Here is a 19,878-nt window from a genome sequence, read left to right on the forward strand (position 1 = left end):
CGTGCTATTTTCAGGGCATTACCGGCTTTTAAACATTCTCTTAAAGGGTCTGAACCATGGAAAAATTACCTGCTATCACCATCACTTACTGTTCCCAGTGCAACTGGATGCTGCGCGCCGCGTGGATGGCGCAGGAACTGCTGAATTCGTTCAGCAGCGATCTGGCGTCGGTAACGCTGGTCCCCGGCACCGGCGGCATTTACGAGATCAAAGTCGATGACGAGATCATCTGGGAGCGTAAACGTGACGGCGGCTTCCCTGATGCGGCGCCGCTCAAGCAGCGCGTGCGCGACATCTGCTTCCCGGAGCGTTCACTCGGGCATGTCGATAAGAAGAAAATTGAACAGGATGGCGAGGCGTAATTCATCGGGAAGGGAAAAGGCAGGAAATGCATCCTGCCCGTTAAGCACGACTCAGGCTTTGCGTGACACGTGTTCCGCCGCTGCACGGTTGGCTTTCGCGACAGCATCGGCCAGCGTATTTCCGTTCAGGAGTGAAGTGCACAACATGCCCATAAAACAGTCGCCCGCGCCGTGGGTACTGACCAGCGTGATTTTCTCGGCGGGCAGCGACTGGCCGGGGTTGCCCGCTTCGCTCCAGGCAACGCCGTGTTCGCCCGCGGTGACCACCACGGCCGGATAGTGCTGACTGAGCCACTGCGCGGCTTCGCAGGCGCCGGCTAAATCATTCACCACGATGCAGCTCAGATCGCGGGCCTCAACGCCGTTGACCACCAGCAAATCCACCGCAGCCCGCATCCCGGCGCACAGTTCACGCGCCGGAGCGGCATTCAGGCAGACGCGCACGCCGCGCCGCTTCGCCTCTCTCGCCGCGTTCAGGTTGACCGCTTCCGGCACTTCATTTTGCAGCAGCAACATGTCCACCTGCTGCCACAGAACATCATGGCTGAACTGCGCCGGGTCGATCAGGTTGTTGGCGTTGGACACCACCACCGCACCGTAATCGCCTTCGGCATCCATCAGCGCAACGCTCATGCCGGACGGGACGGCGTCAGTGACCGCGATACTCGCCGTATCAACGCCGTGCTCAATAAGTACGCCACGCAGGAATTCTCCCTGCGTATCCGCACCGACCGCACCGGCAAAACTGACCTGAGCGCCCGCTTTCGCGGCAGATACGGCCTGATTGCCGCCTTTACCGCCGAATTTGTACGAACAGCCACTGCCGATCACCGTCTCGCCTTTTTCAGGGCGGTGATGCGCGTGGATCACGATGTCGTAATGGAGGCTGCCCGTGACTAAAATTTTACCCATTCTAGTATTCCCGAAGGTCCTGAACCGCCTGCTGGGTTTTCATCAGGTTCTTTTCCGCTGTCTTCAGATCCTTCTGTGCGATCGCCACGAATAAGGCATCCAGAATATTTAACTGGGCGATGCGCGACGCGGCGTTTTCCCCGAGCAAGTGCGATCCCTGAGAGGTTGAATTGAGAACCACATGCGCATTGCGCGCAATAGGCGACTCGGCGTAATTGGTGATGGCGATAACTTTGGCACCGTTGCGCGCCGCCAGTTTGATCGGATCATTCACTGCGCGGGTCGCGCCGGAATGACTGATCGCCACCACCGCATCATCGTCCGATAAGACGGCGGCTGACATCAGCATAATATGAGCATCATCGTAGACCGTCGTTTTGATCCCTATTTTCAGGAGCTTGTGCGACAAATCTCGTGCCACGGCGGCAGAACCGCCAACGGCATATAAATCGATGTGCCTGGCTTTAAAAAGAATGTCAGCGGCACGGTTAAATTCAGAAATATCGACAATCGATAATGTTTCTTCGATGGCCTGAATAGAGGTTCTGAATACTTTTTCAAGTAATTGCTCCGACGAATCTCCCGGTTCAATTTCAGCATGTAAATTTGCCACTTCAGAATAGTTGTAATAAATTAAACTGCTTCTGAAATCTCTGAACCCTGAAAAGTTTAATTTTTTCGTCAGTTTTACAACCATCGCCTCAGACACATTATTTTCCAGCGCAATTTCTTTTAAAGACGTGTGCTCGGTAAAATCGGTTTTAGACGTAATTGATTCGACGACTTTTCTTTCCAGTGGCGTCAGATGTGGCAATTTCATACGAATTTGAGCACCAATAGCTCGCGGATCCTGATTCATTACTTGCCTCGTGTCGCCCGGTCAATCAACATCGCTATGATAATTATAAGGCCAGTAGCAAGCAATTGATAAAACGCCTGAATATTCAGAAGTGTCAGGCCATTACGTAATGAACCCAAAATAACCGCACCAATCAGCGTACCGATCACACTGCCTTTGCCGCCCATCAGCGAAGCCCCGCCAATGGCCGCCGCGGCAATGGCGTCAAGCTCCCACAAATTCCCCATCGTCGGCTCGGCAGCGCCCAGCCGGCCAATCAGGATAAGCGAAGCCAGCGAGGCTAACACGCCGGAGATCACAAAGACTGTCACCTTGGTTCTTTTGACCGGCACACCGGCCACACGCGCCGCTTCTTCGTTACCGCCCACCGCCAGAATGTATTCGCCGAGCGGGGTTTTATTCATCACCACCCACAAAATAGCGGCAATGGCGATGACGATAACAATCGGTGCCGGAACGCCGAAGACCGTGCTGTTGATGACGGTGCGAAACTCCATCGGAATGCCGAAAATCGGGTTACCGTTGGTGAAAATCAGCGCCAGGGCGCGAAATAACGACAGGCCGCCGAGGGTGACGATGAAAGGCTGCAAACCGGCGTAGGCCACTAACATCCCGCTGAACACGCCACACAATGCGCCGACGCCGAGCGTCGCCATAATGGCCAGCGGAATGGGCACGCCGGACACCATCAGCGTCGCACCGAGCACCGCAGAAAGCGCCGCGGTTGGCCCGACGGAGAGATCGATACCGCCGGAAATAATCACCAGCGTCATTCCCAGCGCAATAATGCCGTTGATGGAAGACTGTTGCAAAATATTCAATAAATTAGGCACGGTAAAAAATACCGGCGATAAAAAAGAGAAGGTGATCACAATGATTAATAAACCAATCAGCGTACCGGCATCGCGCACGTTGAATTTAAATAATGCCGAAGAAAAAACCTTGGGCTGAACATTACCTTGAGTCGTCATAATAATGGCCTTCAATAAATAGGGAGGTGACAGACTTTATCCACACTTAATTCAGATCGCTTATCGCATAACGGGCAATATTTTCTTCCGTGATCTCGTCGCCGTTAAGTTCTTTTGTGATTTTCCCTTCACGCATCACCAGGACTCTGTCCGAAATTCGCATAATTTCCGGCATTTCAGAGGAGACAACCACAATGGCTTTTCCCTGCTGCGCCAGTTTTTCGATCAAATTATAAATTTCAGACTTGGCACCAATATCAATTCCCCGTGTTGGCTCGTCAAAAAGAAACACTTTATTATCTGCGGCCACCCAACGTCCGATAATCACTTTTTGCTGATTACCGCCACTGAGCGTACCGATAGGTTTTTCAATATTCAGCGGACGCAGGCGCAGATCGGTCATGACCTCCAGCGCGGTCTGATCCAGCTGATGTCTTTTCAGCAATCCGAAACGGGTGAAACGCCCCATTGACGGCAATGCCATGTTCATTTTCACCGCGCGTTCTTTGATGATGCCTTCTTTTTTACGATCTTCCGGCACCAGGCCGATCCCGGCGCGTATGGCGGCGCTGACGTTATGATTTTTAACGGCAACGCCTTCGACCTCAATACTGCCGCCGGTTTTCGCGTCGATCCCGGCGATCAGTTTGAGCAACTCGGTACGCCCTGACCCGACCAGCCCGGCGATACCCAGCACTTCCCCCGCCTTGACGCTGAAACTCGCCGACCGCACCGCGCTGTCACGGCTAAGCCCCTCGACGCGCAGCACTTCACGTTGCGTCGCGTGTGAATGATGCTGCACTTTTTCGATTTTGCGCCCGACCATTTTTGTGACGATGGTTTCTTCCGTTTCATCGCAGATATTCACCACGCCGACCTGTTTGCCATCTCGTAAAATCGTCGCGCGGTCGCAGACTTTGAAGATTTCGTTCATTTTGTGCGAGACGTAAATCAGCGCCACGTTCATTGATTTCAGATCCGAAATCAGTTCAGCCAGTCGCTCGAATTCAGTGGGCGTCAGGCTGGAAGTCGGCTCGTCCATCGCAATGATTTTGGCTTCATCCAGCAGCGCGCGGCCAATTTCGACAATCTGCTGCTGCGACACTTTCAGGTTTTTGATCGGCTCATCCGGATCGATGCTCGGATCAAGACGGCGCAAAATCGACACCGCCCTTTTGTACTGCGCCTGCTTATCGACAAACAGCCCTTTGAACCGTGTTAAAGGCCGCCCGAGGAACATATTCTGGGCCACGGAGAGTTCAGGAACGTGCTGCAACTCCTGATGGATCATCGCGATACCAGCATGGCGGGCGGAAAGCGGGTTCTTCATCTGAATCACCTGCCCGTCTACCAGGATCTCGCCGGAATCTGCCGCACGCACGCCTGACAGAATATTCAGCAACGTCGATTTCCCCGCACCGTTTTCACCGATCAGCGCGTGAACTTCACCCGGCCTGACCGAGAAATCGACATTCTGCACCGCCGCCACGCCGCTGTAGCTTTTACTGATGCCACGCATCGTCAAACTGTACTGTTCCATAAACTCTCCCGACCCGTTTTCAGACGCCTGACTTATTTTTGCTGTGCCAGCAGCTGGCGCAGTTTGATGTTGTCTTTGGTAGAGAAGGCATCAACGTTGTCTTTGGTGATTAACGCCTGCGGCGTAGACACCACGCGGGAGATTTTCTGGCCGCTGATAAGACGCAGCACCACTTCCATCGCCACCTGACCGGTCAGCACCGGGAAGCTGTCCACGGTACCGGTCAGCTCGCCGCGTTTAATCGACGCATAGGCATCAGAAATCCCGTCGGTGCCAAATACGGCGACCTGTTTGGATTTTCCGGCAGCGGCCACCGCCTCGACCACCCCGAGTGCCATGCCGTCATTGTTGGCGTAGAAACCAATTAAATCAGGATGTTGTTGCAAAATGGTCGCGGCAGCGTTGTAGGCATTCTCGCGGCTCCAGTTGGCAGGTACGCTGGCCACCACGGTGAATTTTCCGCCGGGCTGAAGGGTTTCTTTAAAGCCGCGCGTACGCTGAGCGGCGGCGTATACGCCAGGCTGCCCTTCGATGACGGCCACTTTCCCGCCTTGCGGATGTTGTTTGATAAACCAGTTGGCGACGCGCACGCCGTTATCCTTTTGCACATTACCGACGTAATGTTCCGCATTAGGCATAACCGCATCGTTGACGTTAACCACCGCGATGCCTTTGCTTTTGGCGGATTCATACGCTGGTTGCAGGTTGGCATCGGTTTGCGGGGAAACCAGCAGGCCGTTGAAGCCCTGCGAGATCAGCGTTTCAGCGATAGACAGCTGACCGAGCTGATCGTCTTCGTTAGCGGCGGCCTGATATTCGACGGTAAACCCGTATTGCTTCGCCGCGTTTTTGTAGCCTTCGCCCAGTGAGCGCCAGTATTCGTTGGTCAGCGTTTTAGAGACGCCGCCAATTTTCAGGTTTTTATCTACCGCCGGCATCGGGCCGTATTTAACGCCGAGCTGCGTCCAGTCAGTGCGATCGGGCTCGGTGTCGGACTGTAACGGCGCTAAATCTGCGGCGTAAACGCTGGTGCAAAGCAGTGTAGAGGTGAGTACAGACAGTAAGAGTTTTTTCATTATCTGACCTTCGGTTGTTATTTTTATGGTTGTCACAGCAAAGCGCTGTGGCGGGTACTTTGGCTTTCCGGCTGGTTTTGATTAAATAAATCTTTTACTGCGCCAGCATCACGTCGTTGACGATCTGCTGTGAGGCAACGGCGTCCTGCCTGCTGATGGCATCATTCAGCGCCGGATTGTTTTCGAGTTTTTCGCACAGTTTCAGTAAACGGATCACCGTGGCGATATTGGTTTCCGCTTCGCGTACCGGATCCAGACCGCTGGCGTCCGGGAAGGTATCGAAGTAATACGCGCCTTTATAGCCGTCGCGTTTCATCTGCAGCAGAAACTCCAGCGTGGCGCGCGGGTTGACCGAGCCGACCATCAGGCCGTCGTCGCGTTTTCCCCAGCCGTCGTTGAGATCAAGCCCCAGCAGGCGTGAACGGCGTGCCACCATGGCGGCGGCAAATGCCGGAATTTCGTTGGCAAATAACACGTGTGCGAAATCCAGCGTAATGCCTAAGTTCTTGCAACCGGCCTCTTCAACGGCCAGCAGGCAGGTCGTGGCATTCGGGAAAATGCTGTAAGCCCGCGGTTCGTTGGGTTTGTACTCAATGCTGACGTCGATGTCCGGGGCATATTCCGCCACTTCGCGCACCGCGCCGACCGCGTCTTCCCACATTTTTTTGTAATCGGCCTGGAAGCAGTAATCAAAACCGTCCTGCCCCATCCACAACGTCATGATGCTGGCACCGAATTCGCGCCCGGCATCGATGCCGCGTTTGGTGAGTTCAATCGCCTGACGGCGGATCTTAGGGTCCGGGTGGGTGAATGCGCCGATTTTGAATTGCGGAGCATCCCAGCGCATCTGCATCCCGTTAACCGCCAGCCCGACTTCCTCGATTTTCTGACGCATCGTCTTGATATCATCGGTCATATGCTGCGGATAGTTGAGGTCCAGATGCGTCAATCCTTTAACCGTAGCTGCACGTTCGATCATTTGCAGCACTGAAGGTTTGCCTTTCAGTTCCGGCCAGTAAAGATAAGCCCCCGAGGCAAACGAGTTCAGACGTGTGGCAAATTTAAGTTCTGACATGGGGTGTCCTTTAAAATCGATTCGTAATGTACTTTCCTGCTTCACATTATTTCGTAAAGTAGTGCATTACTATCATCAGGCGAAAAAAGCCGCAAGATCCCCTGCCGGATTTGTGATCAGTTTTGAGAGGTGATTCACGAAATAGATGAACAATATGGCTTAGGCATACGCGGACAGGGAATGACTCTGAATACGGCAGCTTTCCCCGCTGAAATAGCAGGAAGGTGTTGCTGCGCCCTACAAACGCCCGTTTTTTGTGACCTGCTTCAAGTTTCTCCGTTTACTGTCGATACCCAGATCTTAAGATTCCTTTCAGGGAAATGCCCATGCTTAAGACCCTTCGTTCGCGCATCATCGTGGCCTGCATCTCGATTGTGATTTGCTCGCTGGCTATCAATACGTTCCTCAGTTACACCGTCGCCAATAAATACAACAGTCAGGCGACAGACAGCACGCTGAACGCGCTGACATCAAGCCATACGCAAGGGATCAGCGAATGGGTCAACGCCAAAACGCAGATGATTGTTTCACTGCAACCCGTGGCGCTGACGGCGGATCCGATACCGGTAATGAAGCAGATCGCAACGGCGGGAAACTTCGCCAACGTCTACGTCGGCTACGCCAATAAAACCGCCAAATTCTCCGATCCGACCGGCGTACCCGCCGATTACGATCCGACAGGCCGCCCCTGGTACAAACAGGCCGAAAGCGCCGGACATCCGGTGGTCACCCCGCCGTACATCGATGCGGGCACCGGCAATCTGGTGGTGACTTTCGCGGTGCCGGTGATGGAAAACGGCGCGCTGAAAGCGATTGTGGCGGGGGACGTTTCCATGGACAGCGTGGTCAATAACGTCAATACCATTCACCCGACGCCGGAAAGCTTCGGCATGCTGGTGGACAGTGCCGGCACCATCATCGCGCATCCCGATGCAAAACTGGCGCTGAAACCCTTCACTTCTCTGGCGGAAGGCGTGGACCTGCCACGGCTGTTTGCTGCCGGCGCGCCGTCGGATATTCGCATGAACAAGGCGGTAAAACGCGTCCGCGCCCTGCCGGTTGCAGGTACGGACTGGTTTACGCTGGTCATTGAAGACAAGAAAGAATCGACGGCGGGCATGCGATCCCTGCTGACCTCCTCGGTGATTGCGCTGATGGTGATTGTGCTGCTCTCGGCGGCGGTTATTGGCCTTATCATCACCAAAGCGTTTCGTCGCCTGTCTGCCGTGCGCGATACGCTCAACGCCATCAGCTCCGGCGAAGACGATCTGACGCAGCGCTTACCCACCGACGGGCATGACGAAGTCACGCAAATTGCACATGCGTTTAATACCTTCGTCGATAAGCTCAGCAAAGTGATGGCTGAAATCCGCACCACCAGCGAATCGGTGAAAGTGGCGGCGGATGAAATTGCGGCCGGAAATAACGATCTGTCCGGCAGAACGGAATCCGCAGCGGCCAGCCTGCAACAGACGGCGGCGTCACTTGAGCAGATCACCGCGACCGTCTCGCAATCCGCCAGTTCGGCCAGACAGGCCAGCGAGACGGCGAAATCGGCATCGGAAGCGGCGTCACGCGGTGACATCGTGGTGAACAAAGTCATGACGACAATGGAGAGCATTGAAAGCGCATCATCGAAAATCGGTGACATCACCGGGGTTATCGACGGCATCGCGTTCCAGACCAATATTCTGGCGCTCAACGCGGCGGTGGAAGCCGCACGGGCAGGCGAACAGGGGCGCGGTTTTGCCGTGGTCGCCAGTGAAGTGCGCAGCCTGGCACAGCGCAGCGCGCAGGCAGCGAAAGAGATCAAAGAGCTGATCGAATCCACCGTCAGCAGCGTGGCGTCCGGCTCTGCGCAGGTTCGTCTGGCAAGCAGCAGCATGAGCGAGATTGTCAGCAACGTGTCTAACGTCAGCAGCGTGATGCTCGACATCACCCATGCCTCCGAAGAACAGATGCAAAGTATTCACGAGATTAACCGCGCCATCACACAGCTGGACGGCATGGTGCAGCAGAACGCCGCGATGGTTCAGGAATCTGCCGGTGCCGCCTCAGCCTTGCAGCAACAGGCAACCGGACTGGCGGTCGCGGTCGGGCATTTCAGGGTCTGATCACCCCGCCTGACTGAAACGTTCATCACCGCCCCCGGACCTCATCCTCCGGGGGCTTTCCTTCTGCGCACTCCTCAGGTTATTCCCGCCGGCCTCAGATTTGGGTTATGTCTGTTTTATGCTAGGATTATGTCAGGAATATATAAAAACAGCGTCTAACCTTTGAGGAATAAGGAATGAAGTACCCCATTGAGTTTCGATGGACTCAAAAACATGAGGATTATTGTTTACGACATAAGGTCCATCTTAAATTCCCGGAAATGGTAGAAGGGATATATAAAAAGAGAAATATATTCCTTTTTAAAAAAGGGGAGAAAATAAAATTTAACGCGGATGTTTGGGTCGAAGAATATGCCGCCATGCCGCGGAAAAGTTTCTGTTCGATGGGCGCCTATTCCTACGCGTGCAGTAAATTACCTAATAACCTCACCACCGGGCGATTTTGCAGCCTGGCGGCAGGCGTGCGGATTATGGGGCCACAACACCCCATACACCGGTTTACGACCAGTCCGCTGACGTACCATGATTTCTTCTCGAAGGTGGCGCAGGAGCAATTCGGGGAAACGCTGAACATTGCGGGGTTCGACTATATGCCGCCCGCGACGGTATTAGGCCATGATGTCTGGGTGGGGGAACACGCCGTATTAAAAGGCGGTATCACTATCGGTAATGGCGCCATCGTTGCGGCCAATGCAGTGGTCACCGGCGATGTACCGCCTTACGCCATCGTCGGCGGCATTCCGGCTAAGATTATTAAATACCGCTTTGCGCCAGACATCATCGAGCGCCTTCAGGCAATGGAATGGTGGGATTATAAAATTACCGATCTGCCGGATGTCACCCAGTCCGATGACATTCTTTATTTCATCCAACAGATGGAAGAAAAAATAGCCCGTGGTGAAATAAGTAAATATGAGTATAAAATCATGAATATCGCGCAGGAACTGGCGAGGCTATAAAAACAGCAAGACTTTCATTGCATCTGTTTCAGACCATTCCTCAAAGCCGGTGATTTTTAATCCCTCAATCCCGGCTTCTCAACACCATTTTGCGTACGTTACAGGCCCGGCCAATAGGCTTGCCGAAGGGGTTGCCCGTTCTCATTAACCGGCAACCGGCTTACTGACGATCAGGCTTTAAGTTGCCGTTCCACCAGAGTCGTCAGCACGCTGATGCCCAGAGGAATGATGTCATCGTTAAAATCATAACGCGGGCTGTGCAGCGAAGCGGAAGGCGTGGCGCCATCGGCGCCCAGCCAGAAGTAGGCGCCCGGACAGGCTTCGAGCAAATAGGCAAAATCTTCAGCGGCCATCGACGGGGCATTATTGAAATGCACCTGGGTGATGCCCGGCGTGTTTTCAGCCGCATCGCGTAAAATCACCGCCTGCGCCGGGTGGTTTTGCGTGACCGGATAACCAAACTCCCAGCGCACCTCACCTTTCACCCCGTACGGCTGCGGCACGGCGTTGACGTATTCTTCGATCAACCGCCTGCAGGTTTCGCGCGTCGCTCGGCTCAGGCAGCGCAGCGTGCCGGACATGTGCAACGTTTCGGGAATGACGTTGATGGCTTCGCCCGCCTGAAGCTGCGTCAGGCTGATCACCGTCTGTTCCAGCGGCGACAGACGACGAGAAATCAGACTTTGCAGTGAGAGGATAAGCTGAGCGCCCGCCACCACCGGATCGGCCCCCAGTTCAGGCATCGCCGCGTGACAGCCTTTTCCGGTCAGCGTGATGTAGAAGTTATCCTGCGAGGCCATCATCGGTCCCTGACTGACCGCGACTTCCCCGACCGGCAATCCCGGCCAGTTGTGCAGCGCGTAAACCGCCTGCATCGGAAAACGGCCAAACAGCCCTTCTTTCACCATCATCTCACCGCCGCCGACATTCTCTTCCGCGGGCTGAAAAATGAAATGTACGGTGCCGCGAAAATCCCGGTTTTCACTCAAATGGCGCGCCGCGCCGAGCAAAATAGCGGTATGACCATCGTGGCCGCAGGCGTGCATCAGACCGGGGTTTTGCGAGATGTGTTCGAAATCGTTCAGTTCCTGAATCGGCAAGGCATCAATGTCGGCACGCAAACCAATGGACGGGCCTTCGCCGTTGCGCAGCGTCGCCACAATGCCGGTTTCGGCAATTCCGGTGTGCACATCAAGGCCGAACGACAGCAACAATTCGCTGATGATTTTCGACGTGCCGTACTCTTTCAGACCAAGCTCCGGGCGGGTATGGAAATCCCTGCGCCAGATTTTCGCCTGTTCAATAATTTCTGGGGAAATGACTGCCATAGATCCTCTGTACTGACCTGAATTCATGCCGTTGAGATTCGCTCATCAGCCATTTGCTGGTTCAAAGTATCACATTCGCGGGCGAACGCAGAAAGGTGAAATTCGGCCCTTCATGGAACTCGCGCCCTGAGAGAATTTTAGTGCATTAACCGCAGGATAAATGCCGGATTGGGGTAGACGTGTCAGCCGCAAACATAGACCATAAGCCATCAATAATGGTTACCGGGGCTCCAATGAGCGACTCGCCGCATCCCGTGCGTAAGCACCCCATGAAACTCAGCACCTCCGTCAGCCTGATGTTAAGCGCCGTGATTATTTCCGTGCTGCTGGTCGTGCATCTGCTGTATTTCGTTCAGGTCAGCGACACCGCGCGCGATGGTGTGAAAGATAAGGCGCTGGCCGTGGCCCGCACGCTGGCGGATGTGCCCGAAATCAGGCACGCCCTCACCCTGCCGCCGGACAGCGGAATCATTCAGCCGATCGCCAGTGCGGTGCAAAAAAGAAACGACCTGCTGTTTGTGGTGGTCACCAATATGGACGGCATCCGTTATTCACACCCCAATCCGGACGTGATCAATCACCATTTTATCGGTAACGACATCGATCCTGCGTTGCTGGGCAAAGAGAATGTCTCCATCAATAAAGGGACGCTGGACAAAGCGTTGCGGATATTTACGCCCGTCTTTGATGATGATCATCACCAGATTGGCGTCGTGGCGATCGGTATCTCGCTGGTAAAAGTGACCGAGCAGGTTGATAAAAGTCGCTGGAGTATTCTGTGGACGGTGCTGTTCGGCATGATGGTCGGCGCACTGGGCACCTGGATTTTAGTGAAAATGCTCAAGCGTATTTTGTTCGGGCTTGAGCCTTACGAGATTTCGACGCTCTTTGAGCAGCGTCAGGCGATGTTGCAGTCGATCAAAGAAGGCGTGATCGCCATCGATGACCGTGCGCAGGTGACCCTGATCAATCAGGAAGCCCGGCAGATGTTTCTGGAAACCGGCACGGAGATCAACCCCCGCCCTGAGCACAATCAGCCGCCGCAACCGCTTATCGCCACGCTTTGCGATGTGATGCGAAGCGGGATTGCCCGCCGCGATGAAGAGATCAATTTTAAAGGCCGTTTTCTGCTGAGCAACACGGTTCCCGTGCGCAGCAATGACGTTATTATTGGCGCCATCTGTACTTTCAGGGATAAGACCGAGGTCAGCCAGTTGATGCAGCGCCTGAGCGGCATGGTAAACTACGCCGATTCGCTGCGTGAACGCTCACACGAATTCATGAATAAGCTGCATGTTATTCTCGGGCTGCTGCACATGAAAAGTTACACGCAGCTTGAAGATTACATTCTCAAAACGGCCAATAACTATCAGGCGGAAATTGGCTCCTTACTGTTGAAAATCAAATCACCGGTGATTGCGGGTTTCCTGTTAAGTAAGATTAACCGCGCTTCGGATACGCGCCATCTGCTGACGCTGAGTGATGACAGCTTTTTACCCGATAACACCAATGAGAATCAGGTCGCGGCGCTTATCACCGTACTGGGTAATTTGATTGAAAATGCGCTTGATGCCCTTGCCGGGCAGGCCGATGGCGAAGTCAGCGTGTTACTGCATTATCAAAATGGCTGGCTGGCCTGCGTGGTCAGCGACGATGGCCCCGGTATCCCGCCAGATAAACTGGAGGCCATTTTTGAAAAAGGATTCTCGTCGAAAGGCGAAGAGCGCGGCGTCGGGTTATTCCTGGCAAAACAACAATTAGAAAACCTTGGCGGAACGATTGCCGTTGAGTCTGAACCCGACGTTTATACTCAATTTTTTGTTCAACTTCCGTGGGATGGTGAGAGGAAAACTGCATGATCAATGTGCTGGTAGTCGATGATGACGCCATGGTCGCAGAGCTCAATCGCTGCTACGTGGGCCAGATCGCCGGGTTTACGTGCTGCGGAACAGCCTCGACGTTACAGCAGGCCAAAGAGATGGTACTCAACAGTCAGTTGCCGATCGACCTGATCCTGCTGGATGTGTATATGCAGCAGGATAACGGGTTAGATCTGCTGCCGGAGCTGAGAAATGCCCGACGCCCGGTGGATGTGATTGTCATTTCTTCCGCCGCCGACGCGAAGACCATCAAGAAATCGCTGAACTACGGCGTGGTGGATTATCTGATTAAGCCGTTCCAGTTCTCCCGCTTTGAAGAGGCGCTGACCGGCTGGCAGCAGAAGAAAGCGCTGATGGATAATCAGCAATATTACGAGCAGTCGGACGTTGACCGGTTAATTCACGGCAACAACCCGGCGACGGCGGACACCAAAAAACTGCCAAAAGGTTTAACGCCGCAAACACTGCGCACCCTGTGCCTGTGGATTGATGCCCATCCTGATACGGAATTCTCAACGGATGAGCTGGCGCACTCGGTGAACATTTCGCGCGTTTCCTGCCGTAAATATCTCATCTGGCTGGCGGACAGCCATATTTTGTTCACCAGCATTCACTACGGGGTCACAGGCCGGCCGGTGTATCGCTACCGGCTGCAGGCGGAACACTATTCGTTGTTAAAACAATACTGTCAGTAAAGGGTGCGGAAACTGTTATCCAGCAGCGTGAAGGTAAACTGACGCTGTGAAGAGAAAATCACCTGCTGATCTTTGGTGACAAAAATGGCCTCGATCTGCGGAATATTTTTCAGGCAGGCGAGGCTTTTTTCGACGCCCATGCCGTACAGCAGCGTGGTGTAGATGTCGCCGTCGATCGAATCATCCGAAATGACGGTCACACTGAGCAGTTCGTTATCCAGCGGATAGCCGGTTTTAGGATCGAGGATGTGATGGTAGCGCTGCCCCTCAGATTCAAAATAACGTTCGTAAATACCGGACGTCACCACCGATTTGCCCTTCACGTTAATCACACCAATCAGCGCATCAGGCGTTGAAAATGGCTTTTTTAGCCCTATCGCCCAGGCCCCTTCGGCACCCGCGCCCAGCGTCTGCACATTCCCCCCCAGATTGATCAGCGCATCCGTGACCTTTTCCTGACGCAGATAATCTCTCACGACGTCGGCGATATACCCCTTGGCAATCGCCCCGAGGTCAATTTCCATTCCGGCTTTCTGCAAAAAAACTGAGCGTGAGGGTTCATCGAGAATGACGTCATCCGGATCGGTCAGCGCAAGCAGCGCCTGCAGATCGCTGGCGTCAGGCACGCTGTGGCCGCTGAAGCCAATTTTCCAGCGTTTCACCAGCGGGCCGATGGTGAAGTTGAAACTGCTTTCCGGCAGCTGGCTGACCGCTTTGGCGCAACGGATCAAATCAAACACCGGCGCGCTGACCACCACCGCATGGCTGCCCGCCGCGTGGTTGATTGCCATGACGTCTGAATCTTGCCGGTTAACCGTGAAGATATTTTCCTGCTGTTTAATAAGGCGGAAAACGCGCGACGCCAGCCCCTCGTTATGATCAAACAGCTTGAGAAGAATGGGGGAGCCCATCAAAACAGCGGAATAAGCATAAATACGGGTGTCTGGCGTCATAGAAAATACCTGAACTGAAGGGGGAAACCTGCGCCGCAGCGAACGACGCAGGAGGATACCGTTACCGCATCGCATGTCTGGCGGCATTACGTCCCGCCAGAATACCGAAGATGATGATATCTGCAACGGCATTCCCGCCGATGCGGTTAGCACCGTGGATGCCGCCAGCCACTTCACCGGCCGCAAACGCGCCGCTGATCACCTGCTCCTGAGTATCCAGCACGCTGGTGTCGGTGTTGATCGTCACGCCGCCCATGGTGTGATGAACGCCCGGTGCGATGCGGATCGCGTAGAACGGCCCCTGATTGATCGGGTGGCGCAACGCGGTTTTACGACCAAATTCTACGTCGTCTTGCTTATCAACGGCCACATTGTAGCTTTCCAGCGTGGCGAGCAGCGCGTGATGATCCATCTCCAGTTTGGCTGCCAGCTCGCGCGGGTTTTCAGCGCTGATAACAAAACCGCGCGCGATGTATTCATCGGCCGCTTTATTGTTCAGGCGGATTTGCTCATCAAACACCACATAAGCGAATTTCTCCGGCAGGCCGATAATGTTGGCGGACACTTTGTCACGGGTTTCCATCTCATTGAAGAAACGCTTGCCCGCCTGGCTCACCAGAATCGCACCGCCGCCGCGAATCGCCTCAGAGATCAGATAAGAAGTGGTTTGCTCAACGGTCGGGTGGATCTGAATTTCGCCCATATCCACGGTACCCGCACCGATTTTCTGCAAAATCGCAATGCCGCTGCCGGTCGCACCTTTGTGGTTAGTGGTCACGAACCCCTCCAGCTCAGGACGGTATTTCACCACCATTTCGCTGTTGGCGCTGAAACCACCGGTCGCCACAATCACGCTTTTGGCATTAATGACCTGCACTTCATTGTCGTCGTTGAGCAGATCCACACCCTGCACCGCGCCGTCGTGGTAACGGATTTCAGTCACTGAAGTATCCAGCATCACGTCGATGTTGCGTTGGTTGAGATTCTTCACCAGACCGCTGATCAGGAAGCCGCCGACCGCGCTGCGATCGGCCGGACGGTGCGTACGGTCGATGCTCATGCCGCCGGTGATGGTGATATCGCTCAGATCAATGTTGTGCTCAGCCAGCCAGTCGACTGCCTGCGGTGCGCGCTCAACGAACTCTTTCAGCAGCACGGTGTTGTTTCTGAACTGGCCGCCTTTGAGGGTTTCCTGATAGAACAATTCTTTGCTGTCTTCAATGCCTTTGAGTTTTTGATAGCGCGTGTCAGCGGCGTTCATACCCACCGACGCTTTAATGGTGTTGCCGCCGATAGTGGACATTTTTTCCACGATCAGAACCCTGGCACCTTCGTCACAAGCCTGAATCGCCGCCGCCAGACCGGCACCGCCGCTGCCGACGACAACCACATCGTAACTTTGTGGTTCAGACAAGCTGCCGCCCTCTTCCAGCAGCTGTGCTTTACAGGATTTGGCGATCGCCTTGGAGACCGCTTTTTTCACCGCTTCACTTTGTTCCGTCGCGCCGGTGACCGCATCAACGTGCGGGCTGTTGGCGTCGAGGATCCGGGTGCGGATGATGTCGAAGCTGGTGGTAAATTCGACGTCAATATCACCGGCGGCCTGCAGTTCGATATCGGCGATGCGGTCCGTTTCCAGACTGACGTTAATCGCCAGCTCGTTAAGCGGATCTTGTACTTTTTCACTGAATACGCCGGCTTTGAATTTTTTAGACGTCATGCTCATGTCGCGGATCATCGCGTCAACCAGTGAGAAACGCCACAGCGGCTCAGGAATAGTCAGTGCTTCGCGTTGCGTGCTGTCGATGAACAGCTCGAGTTTCTGGTCAGCCGCAATCCGGTCAGTCCAGTCGGGATAGGCAATGCAGGCTTTGCCGATGGCGATCATATCGTAGCCATGTTCCATCGCCCGTTCAGCATCGGCTTTATTCACGATACCGCCCACACCCATTACCGGAATTTTCGCCAGCCGGTCTGAACGCATCGCGACATATTTGTCGATGAGCGGCGTCGGATCGGTGGTATCGACGATAGAAGGACGCAGTGAATAGCCCAGCGAGAAGTGCAGATAATCCAGCCCGCGTGCCGCCAGTTGTTCCAGCAAATACATCGTGTCGGCAAAGCGGATGCCCGGCTCTTCAAGCTCTTCCGGCGAGAAACGGTAGCCAATGATGAAGGAAGAATCGGCGTATTTTTTCGCCATACTGTGCGTGATATCGAGGATCGCCAGCGGGAAACGAGCGCGATTTTCACGGCTTCCGCCCCACTGATCGTCACGCTGGTTGGAGTTAGGTGAGAAGAACTGCTGGATCAGGTAAGTGTTAGCGCCGTGGATTTCCACACCGTCAAAACCGGCTTCAATCGCACGGCGAACACCTTCACCGAATTTGGTGATCATCGCGTCCACTTCACCGGCGGTCAGCGCGACCGGCGTAGCTGCGCCGTCACGGGGCGCGGCCAGTGCGCTTGGCGCTACCGGCGTCTGGCCGCCAATCAGCTTCGGCTCACTCATGCGGCCGCCGTGATAAATTTGCAGTACCGCTTTGGAACCCTGAGATTTTACGGCTGCGGCGATTTTTGCCAGACCATCGATTTTGCTGTCGTTGTCGATGCCAATCGCACCGGGGAATGCCAGGCCTTTGTCATCGATAAAGCAGCACTCGACGATCACTGTACCGATGCTGCCGGCGCGGGCGCGGTAATACTCCACCAGTTCGCTGGTGACGGTGCCGTCATAAAAGCCGGTACAGGTGGTCATGGGTGCCATCAGCACGCGGTTTTTCAGGACGGTGCCATTTGGCAGAGTGAACGGACTTAATAATTGCGAATTATGGCTCATAATATTCAGCTCCAAACTTTAAAATGTTTAATAATCTGTGAATTCGTTATCGGATTTATTATATTAATTTTATTTACGCCCGATGTCATAGGAGTAATATAACGATATCTTTAGTTTCAAAAGGTGTAACGTTAGTTTATTAACTATTTACCCATGAATAGAATGCAGCCATTATTAAATTAATGTTAACCATGTTATTAAACGATCACATTAATTTAAATTACGAGCTCTTTTGCCTTTAATTAAAGGCGTAAACATTACATTTGCAGACCGATATCAGGCTTCAACGCACGGCACGTCTGGACTGGAACTGATGGATTCGTGCTATCGGAAGGGGCAGATAAAAGGCTGATTGACTACTCCTATTTTCACCCGGTGCAGAAGATAAAAATAACCCTGCTCAGTAGCAGAAATAAACGCCATAAAAATAACGCCAGCATCCATTCTCATTCTCTTTTCTTAAATTTACACAGCTCCGTATTTTCTTGATCGAGATCAACAGTAATAAATGGAGAAAACGCATTATATAAACATTTCCTCCCTCTTACGGGGAATAAGTAATACCTAACTCAAATAACAATAATGGAGCAGTTCGCATGCCACCATTAAATAACTAAAGAAACTTGAGTAACTAAAAAAAGCATAATCATCTTACCTATGTATCAGCAAACCTATTCTCAACTACTTGTAGACAAATAAAATGACAGATATTTCAAAAACTACGGTTACACCGCAGGCGAACAAAGCGGCGGGTGGCAAAAAAAACCGCCTGCTTCTGATGTTTTTGCCTGTGCTGGTTGCAGTGTTGTTGTTACTCACGCCAGTCCCTGATGGTTTAGAGCCCCATGCCTGGCATTTCTTTGCCATCTTTGTCGGCGTCATCGTGGGTCTGATCTTCGAACCTTTACCCGGTGCCGTTATCGGCCTCACCGGCGTGGTGGTTATCGCGTTGTTCAGCCAGTGGTTGCTGTTCAGCCCGGCGGAACTCGCCGATCCGAAATTCAAAATGGCGTCGCAGTCCTTTAAATGGGCCGTCAGCGGTTTCGGGAACTCAACGGTATGGTTAATCTTCGGCGCATTCATGTTTGCCGCAGGCTACGATAAAACCCAGTTTGGCCGCCGTCTGGCGCTGATTCTGGTGAAATATCTTGGCCGCCGCAGCCTGACGCTGGGCTACGCCATCACCTTTGCCGATCTTTTGCTGGCCCCTTTCACTCCGTCAAACACCGCACGAAGCGGCGGCACGATCTACCCGATCATCGCCAACCTGCCGCCGCTGTACGGTTCCAAACCGAATGATCCGAGCGCGCGTAAAATCGGCTCCTATCTGATGTGGGTGGCAATCACCGCAGCCTGTATTACCAGCTCCATGTTCCTGTCTGCGCTGGCGCCTAACCTGCTGGCGCTGGGTATTGTGAACAGCATCACCGGCATCAACATCTCCTGGGGAACGTGGTTCTTCGCCTTCCTGCCGGTAGGTTTGCTGCTGCTGCTGACCATGCCGCTGCTCGCTTACTGGTTCTATCCGCCGGAAGTGAAAATCAATGATGAAGTCCCGCGTTGGGCCACCGCAGAACTGGCGAAACTGGGCAGAATGTCCCGCCACGAGATCCTGCTGCTGGTCTTCGTATGCTGCGCATTAGCTATGTGGATTTTTGCTGCCAGCTTCATTGAACCGGCCATGGCGGCGCTGCTGGTCGTGGTGCTGATGCTGTGGACTGGCGTGCTGAACTGGAACGATATCACCAGCAATAAACCTGCCTGGAACACCTTCGCCTGGTTCGCCACGCTGGTGGCACTGGCTGATGGCTTGTCCCGCACCGGCTTCATCGCCTGGCTGGGTAAAGAAGGCGCGGCCACCATGGGCGGTATCTCTCCCGGAACCGCGACTATCGTGCTGCTGCTGGCGTTCTATCTGCTGCACTACCTGTTTGCCAGCACCACGGCACACACCACTGCCCTGTTGCCAGCCATGCTGACCATTGGCGCCGCCATTCCGGGCATCAACATGCAAGTGTTCTGTCTGCTGATGGTGACGTCTCTGGGTATCATGGGGATCATCACACCGTACGGCACCGGCCCGAGCCCGATTTACTACGGCAGCGGCTATTTGCCAACCAAAGATTACTGGCGTCTGGGCACCATCTTTGGCGCCATCTTCCTGGCGGCGCTGCTGCTCATCGGCTATCCGTGGATGATGATGATGTTCTGACAGGGGCGATAACCCCTCTACAAAGCATTAACAGTACATTTACTGGAAGAAAACATATAAACCCCGTTGCCAGCCTGTGTATAAGGCTGGCAACATAGAGAAA

The 19,878-nt window shown here is 53.9% G+C and carries 15 protein-coding genes; 6 read left to right on the forward strand and 9 right to left on the reverse strand.

Annotation, left to right across the window (positions count from 1 at the left end):
* The first annotated feature begins 56 nt into the window (after positions 1-56).
* Positions 57-362 carry a SelT/SelW/SelH family protein gene (locus tag ACO0U8_RS13365; RefSeq protein WP_056781404.1) on the forward strand — a complete coding sequence of 102 codons (306 nt, stop codon included), beginning with the start codon at positions 57-59 and terminating at the stop codon, positions 360-362.
* Positions 363-413: 51 nt separating this feature from the next.
* On the opposite strand, the gene ACO0U8_RS13370 is transcribed toward ACO0U8_RS13365, so the two are convergent.
* The 6 genes from ACO0U8_RS13370 to ACO0U8_RS13395 all read right to left on the reverse strand — a co-directional run bounded on the left by ACO0U8_RS13370 (position 414) and on the right by ACO0U8_RS13395 (position 6,795).
* A complete protein-coding gene (locus ACO0U8_RS13370) occupies positions 414-1,274 on the reverse strand; it encodes a ribokinase (RefSeq protein ID WP_414070575.1) in 861 nt (286 codons plus the stop codon).
* Position 1,275: 1 nt separating this feature from the next.
* Positions 1,276-2,133: a MurR/RpiR family transcriptional regulator gene (locus ACO0U8_RS13375; RefSeq protein WP_056781410.1), complete on the reverse strand. Its 858-nt coding sequence runs from the start codon at positions 2,131-2,133 to the stop codon at positions 1,276-1,278.
* Complete coding sequence (locus ACO0U8_RS13380; protein ID WP_056781414.1) at positions 2,133-3,104, reverse strand: ABC transporter permease; 972 nt, start codon at positions 3,102-3,104, stop codon at positions 2,133-2,135. Before ACO0U8_RS13380 ends, ACO0U8_RS13375 begins: the two co-directional genes overlap by 1 nt.
* 46 nt (positions 3,105-3,150) lie before the next feature.
* On the reverse strand, positions 3,151-4,644 hold the full coding sequence (locus tag ACO0U8_RS13385; RefSeq protein WP_217204637.1) for a sugar ABC transporter ATP-binding protein: 1,494 nt from the start codon (positions 4,642-4,644) through the stop codon (positions 3,151-3,153).
* A gap of 32 nt (positions 4,645-4,676) precedes the next feature.
* Positions 4,677-5,720 (reverse strand): substrate-binding domain-containing protein, encoded by a 1,044-nt coding sequence (locus tag ACO0U8_RS13390; protein WP_056781419.1) that lies wholly within the window; start codon positions 5,718-5,720, stop codon positions 4,677-4,679.
* A gap of 94 nt (positions 5,721-5,814) precedes the next feature.
* The gene (locus ACO0U8_RS13395) at positions 5,815-6,795 is read right to left on the reverse strand and encodes a TIM barrel protein (RefSeq protein ID WP_122097389.1); all 981 of its coding nucleotides are present in this window, start codon (positions 6,793-6,795) and stop codon (positions 5,815-5,817) included.
* A gap of 326 nt (positions 6,796-7,121) precedes the next feature.
* On the opposite strand from ACO0U8_RS13395, the gene ACO0U8_RS13400 reads away from it, so the two are divergent.
* Together ACO0U8_RS13400 and ACO0U8_RS13405 are read left to right on the forward strand one after the other, a co-directional pair.
* Positions 7,122-8,909 carry a methyl-accepting chemotaxis protein gene (locus tag ACO0U8_RS13400; protein ID WP_421670952.1) on the forward strand — a complete coding sequence of 596 codons (1,788 nt, stop codon included), beginning with the start codon at positions 7,122-7,124 and terminating at the stop codon, positions 8,907-8,909.
* 176 nt (positions 8,910-9,085) lie between these two features.
* Positions 9,086-9,868, forward strand: coding sequence for a CatB-related O-acetyltransferase (locus ACO0U8_RS13405; protein WP_122097387.1), 783 nt, complete (start codon positions 9,086-9,088; stop codon positions 9,866-9,868).
* A 170-nt stretch (positions 9,869-10,038) separates the two neighbouring features.
* Here the strand turns inward: ACO0U8_RS13405 and ACO0U8_RS13410 are convergent, their stop codons facing one another.
* Positions 10,039-11,196: a M20 aminoacylase family protein gene (locus ACO0U8_RS13410; RefSeq protein ID WP_421670953.1), complete on the reverse strand. Its 1,158-nt coding sequence runs from the start codon at positions 11,194-11,196 to the stop codon at positions 10,039-10,041.
* Between the two features lie 233 nt (positions 11,197-11,429).
* Here ACO0U8_RS13410 and ACO0U8_RS13415 point away from each other — a divergent pair, with 233 nt between their 5' ends.
* Together ACO0U8_RS13415 and dcuR are read left to right on the forward strand one after the other, a co-directional pair.
* Complete coding sequence (locus ACO0U8_RS13415; RefSeq protein WP_421670954.1) at positions 11,430-13,055, forward strand: sensor histidine kinase; 1,626 nt, start codon at positions 11,430-11,432, stop codon at positions 13,053-13,055.
* The gene (gene dcuR / locus ACO0U8_RS13420; RefSeq protein ID WP_122097384.1) at positions 13,052-13,771 is read left to right on the forward strand and encodes a two-component system response regulator DcuR; all 720 of its coding nucleotides are present in this window, start codon (positions 13,052-13,054) and stop codon (positions 13,769-13,771) included. The genes ACO0U8_RS13415 and dcuR overlap by 4 nt, the downstream gene beginning before the upstream one ends.
* Here the strand turns inward: dcuR and ACO0U8_RS13425 are convergent.
* Positions 13,765-14,724, reverse strand: a complete 960-nt coding sequence (locus tag ACO0U8_RS13425) for an FAD:protein FMN transferase (RefSeq protein WP_421670955.1) — start codon at positions 14,722-14,724, stop codon at positions 13,765-13,767. The genes dcuR and ACO0U8_RS13425 overlap by 7 nt on opposite strands.
* Before the next feature lie 61 nt (positions 14,725-14,785).
* On the reverse strand, positions 14,786-17,563 hold the full coding sequence (locus ACO0U8_RS13430; RefSeq protein WP_421670956.1) for a flavocytochrome c: 2,778 nt from the start codon (positions 17,561-17,563) through the stop codon (positions 14,786-14,788).
* Between the two features lie 700 nt (positions 17,564-18,263).
* On the opposite strand from ACO0U8_RS13430, the gene ACO0U8_RS13435 reads away from it, so the two are divergent.
* A complete protein-coding gene (locus ACO0U8_RS13435; RefSeq protein WP_056781442.1) occupies positions 18,264-19,775 on the forward strand; it encodes an anion permease in 1,512 nt (503 codons plus the stop codon).
* Positions 19,776-19,878 lie beyond the last annotated feature (103 nt).

It is taken from the genome of Rahnella sp. EDr1-12 (genome assembly GCF_049206505.1).
In the GTDB taxonomy this organism is placed as follows: domain Bacteria; phylum Pseudomonadota; class Gammaproteobacteria; order Enterobacterales; family Enterobacteriaceae; genus Rahnella; species Rahnella rivi.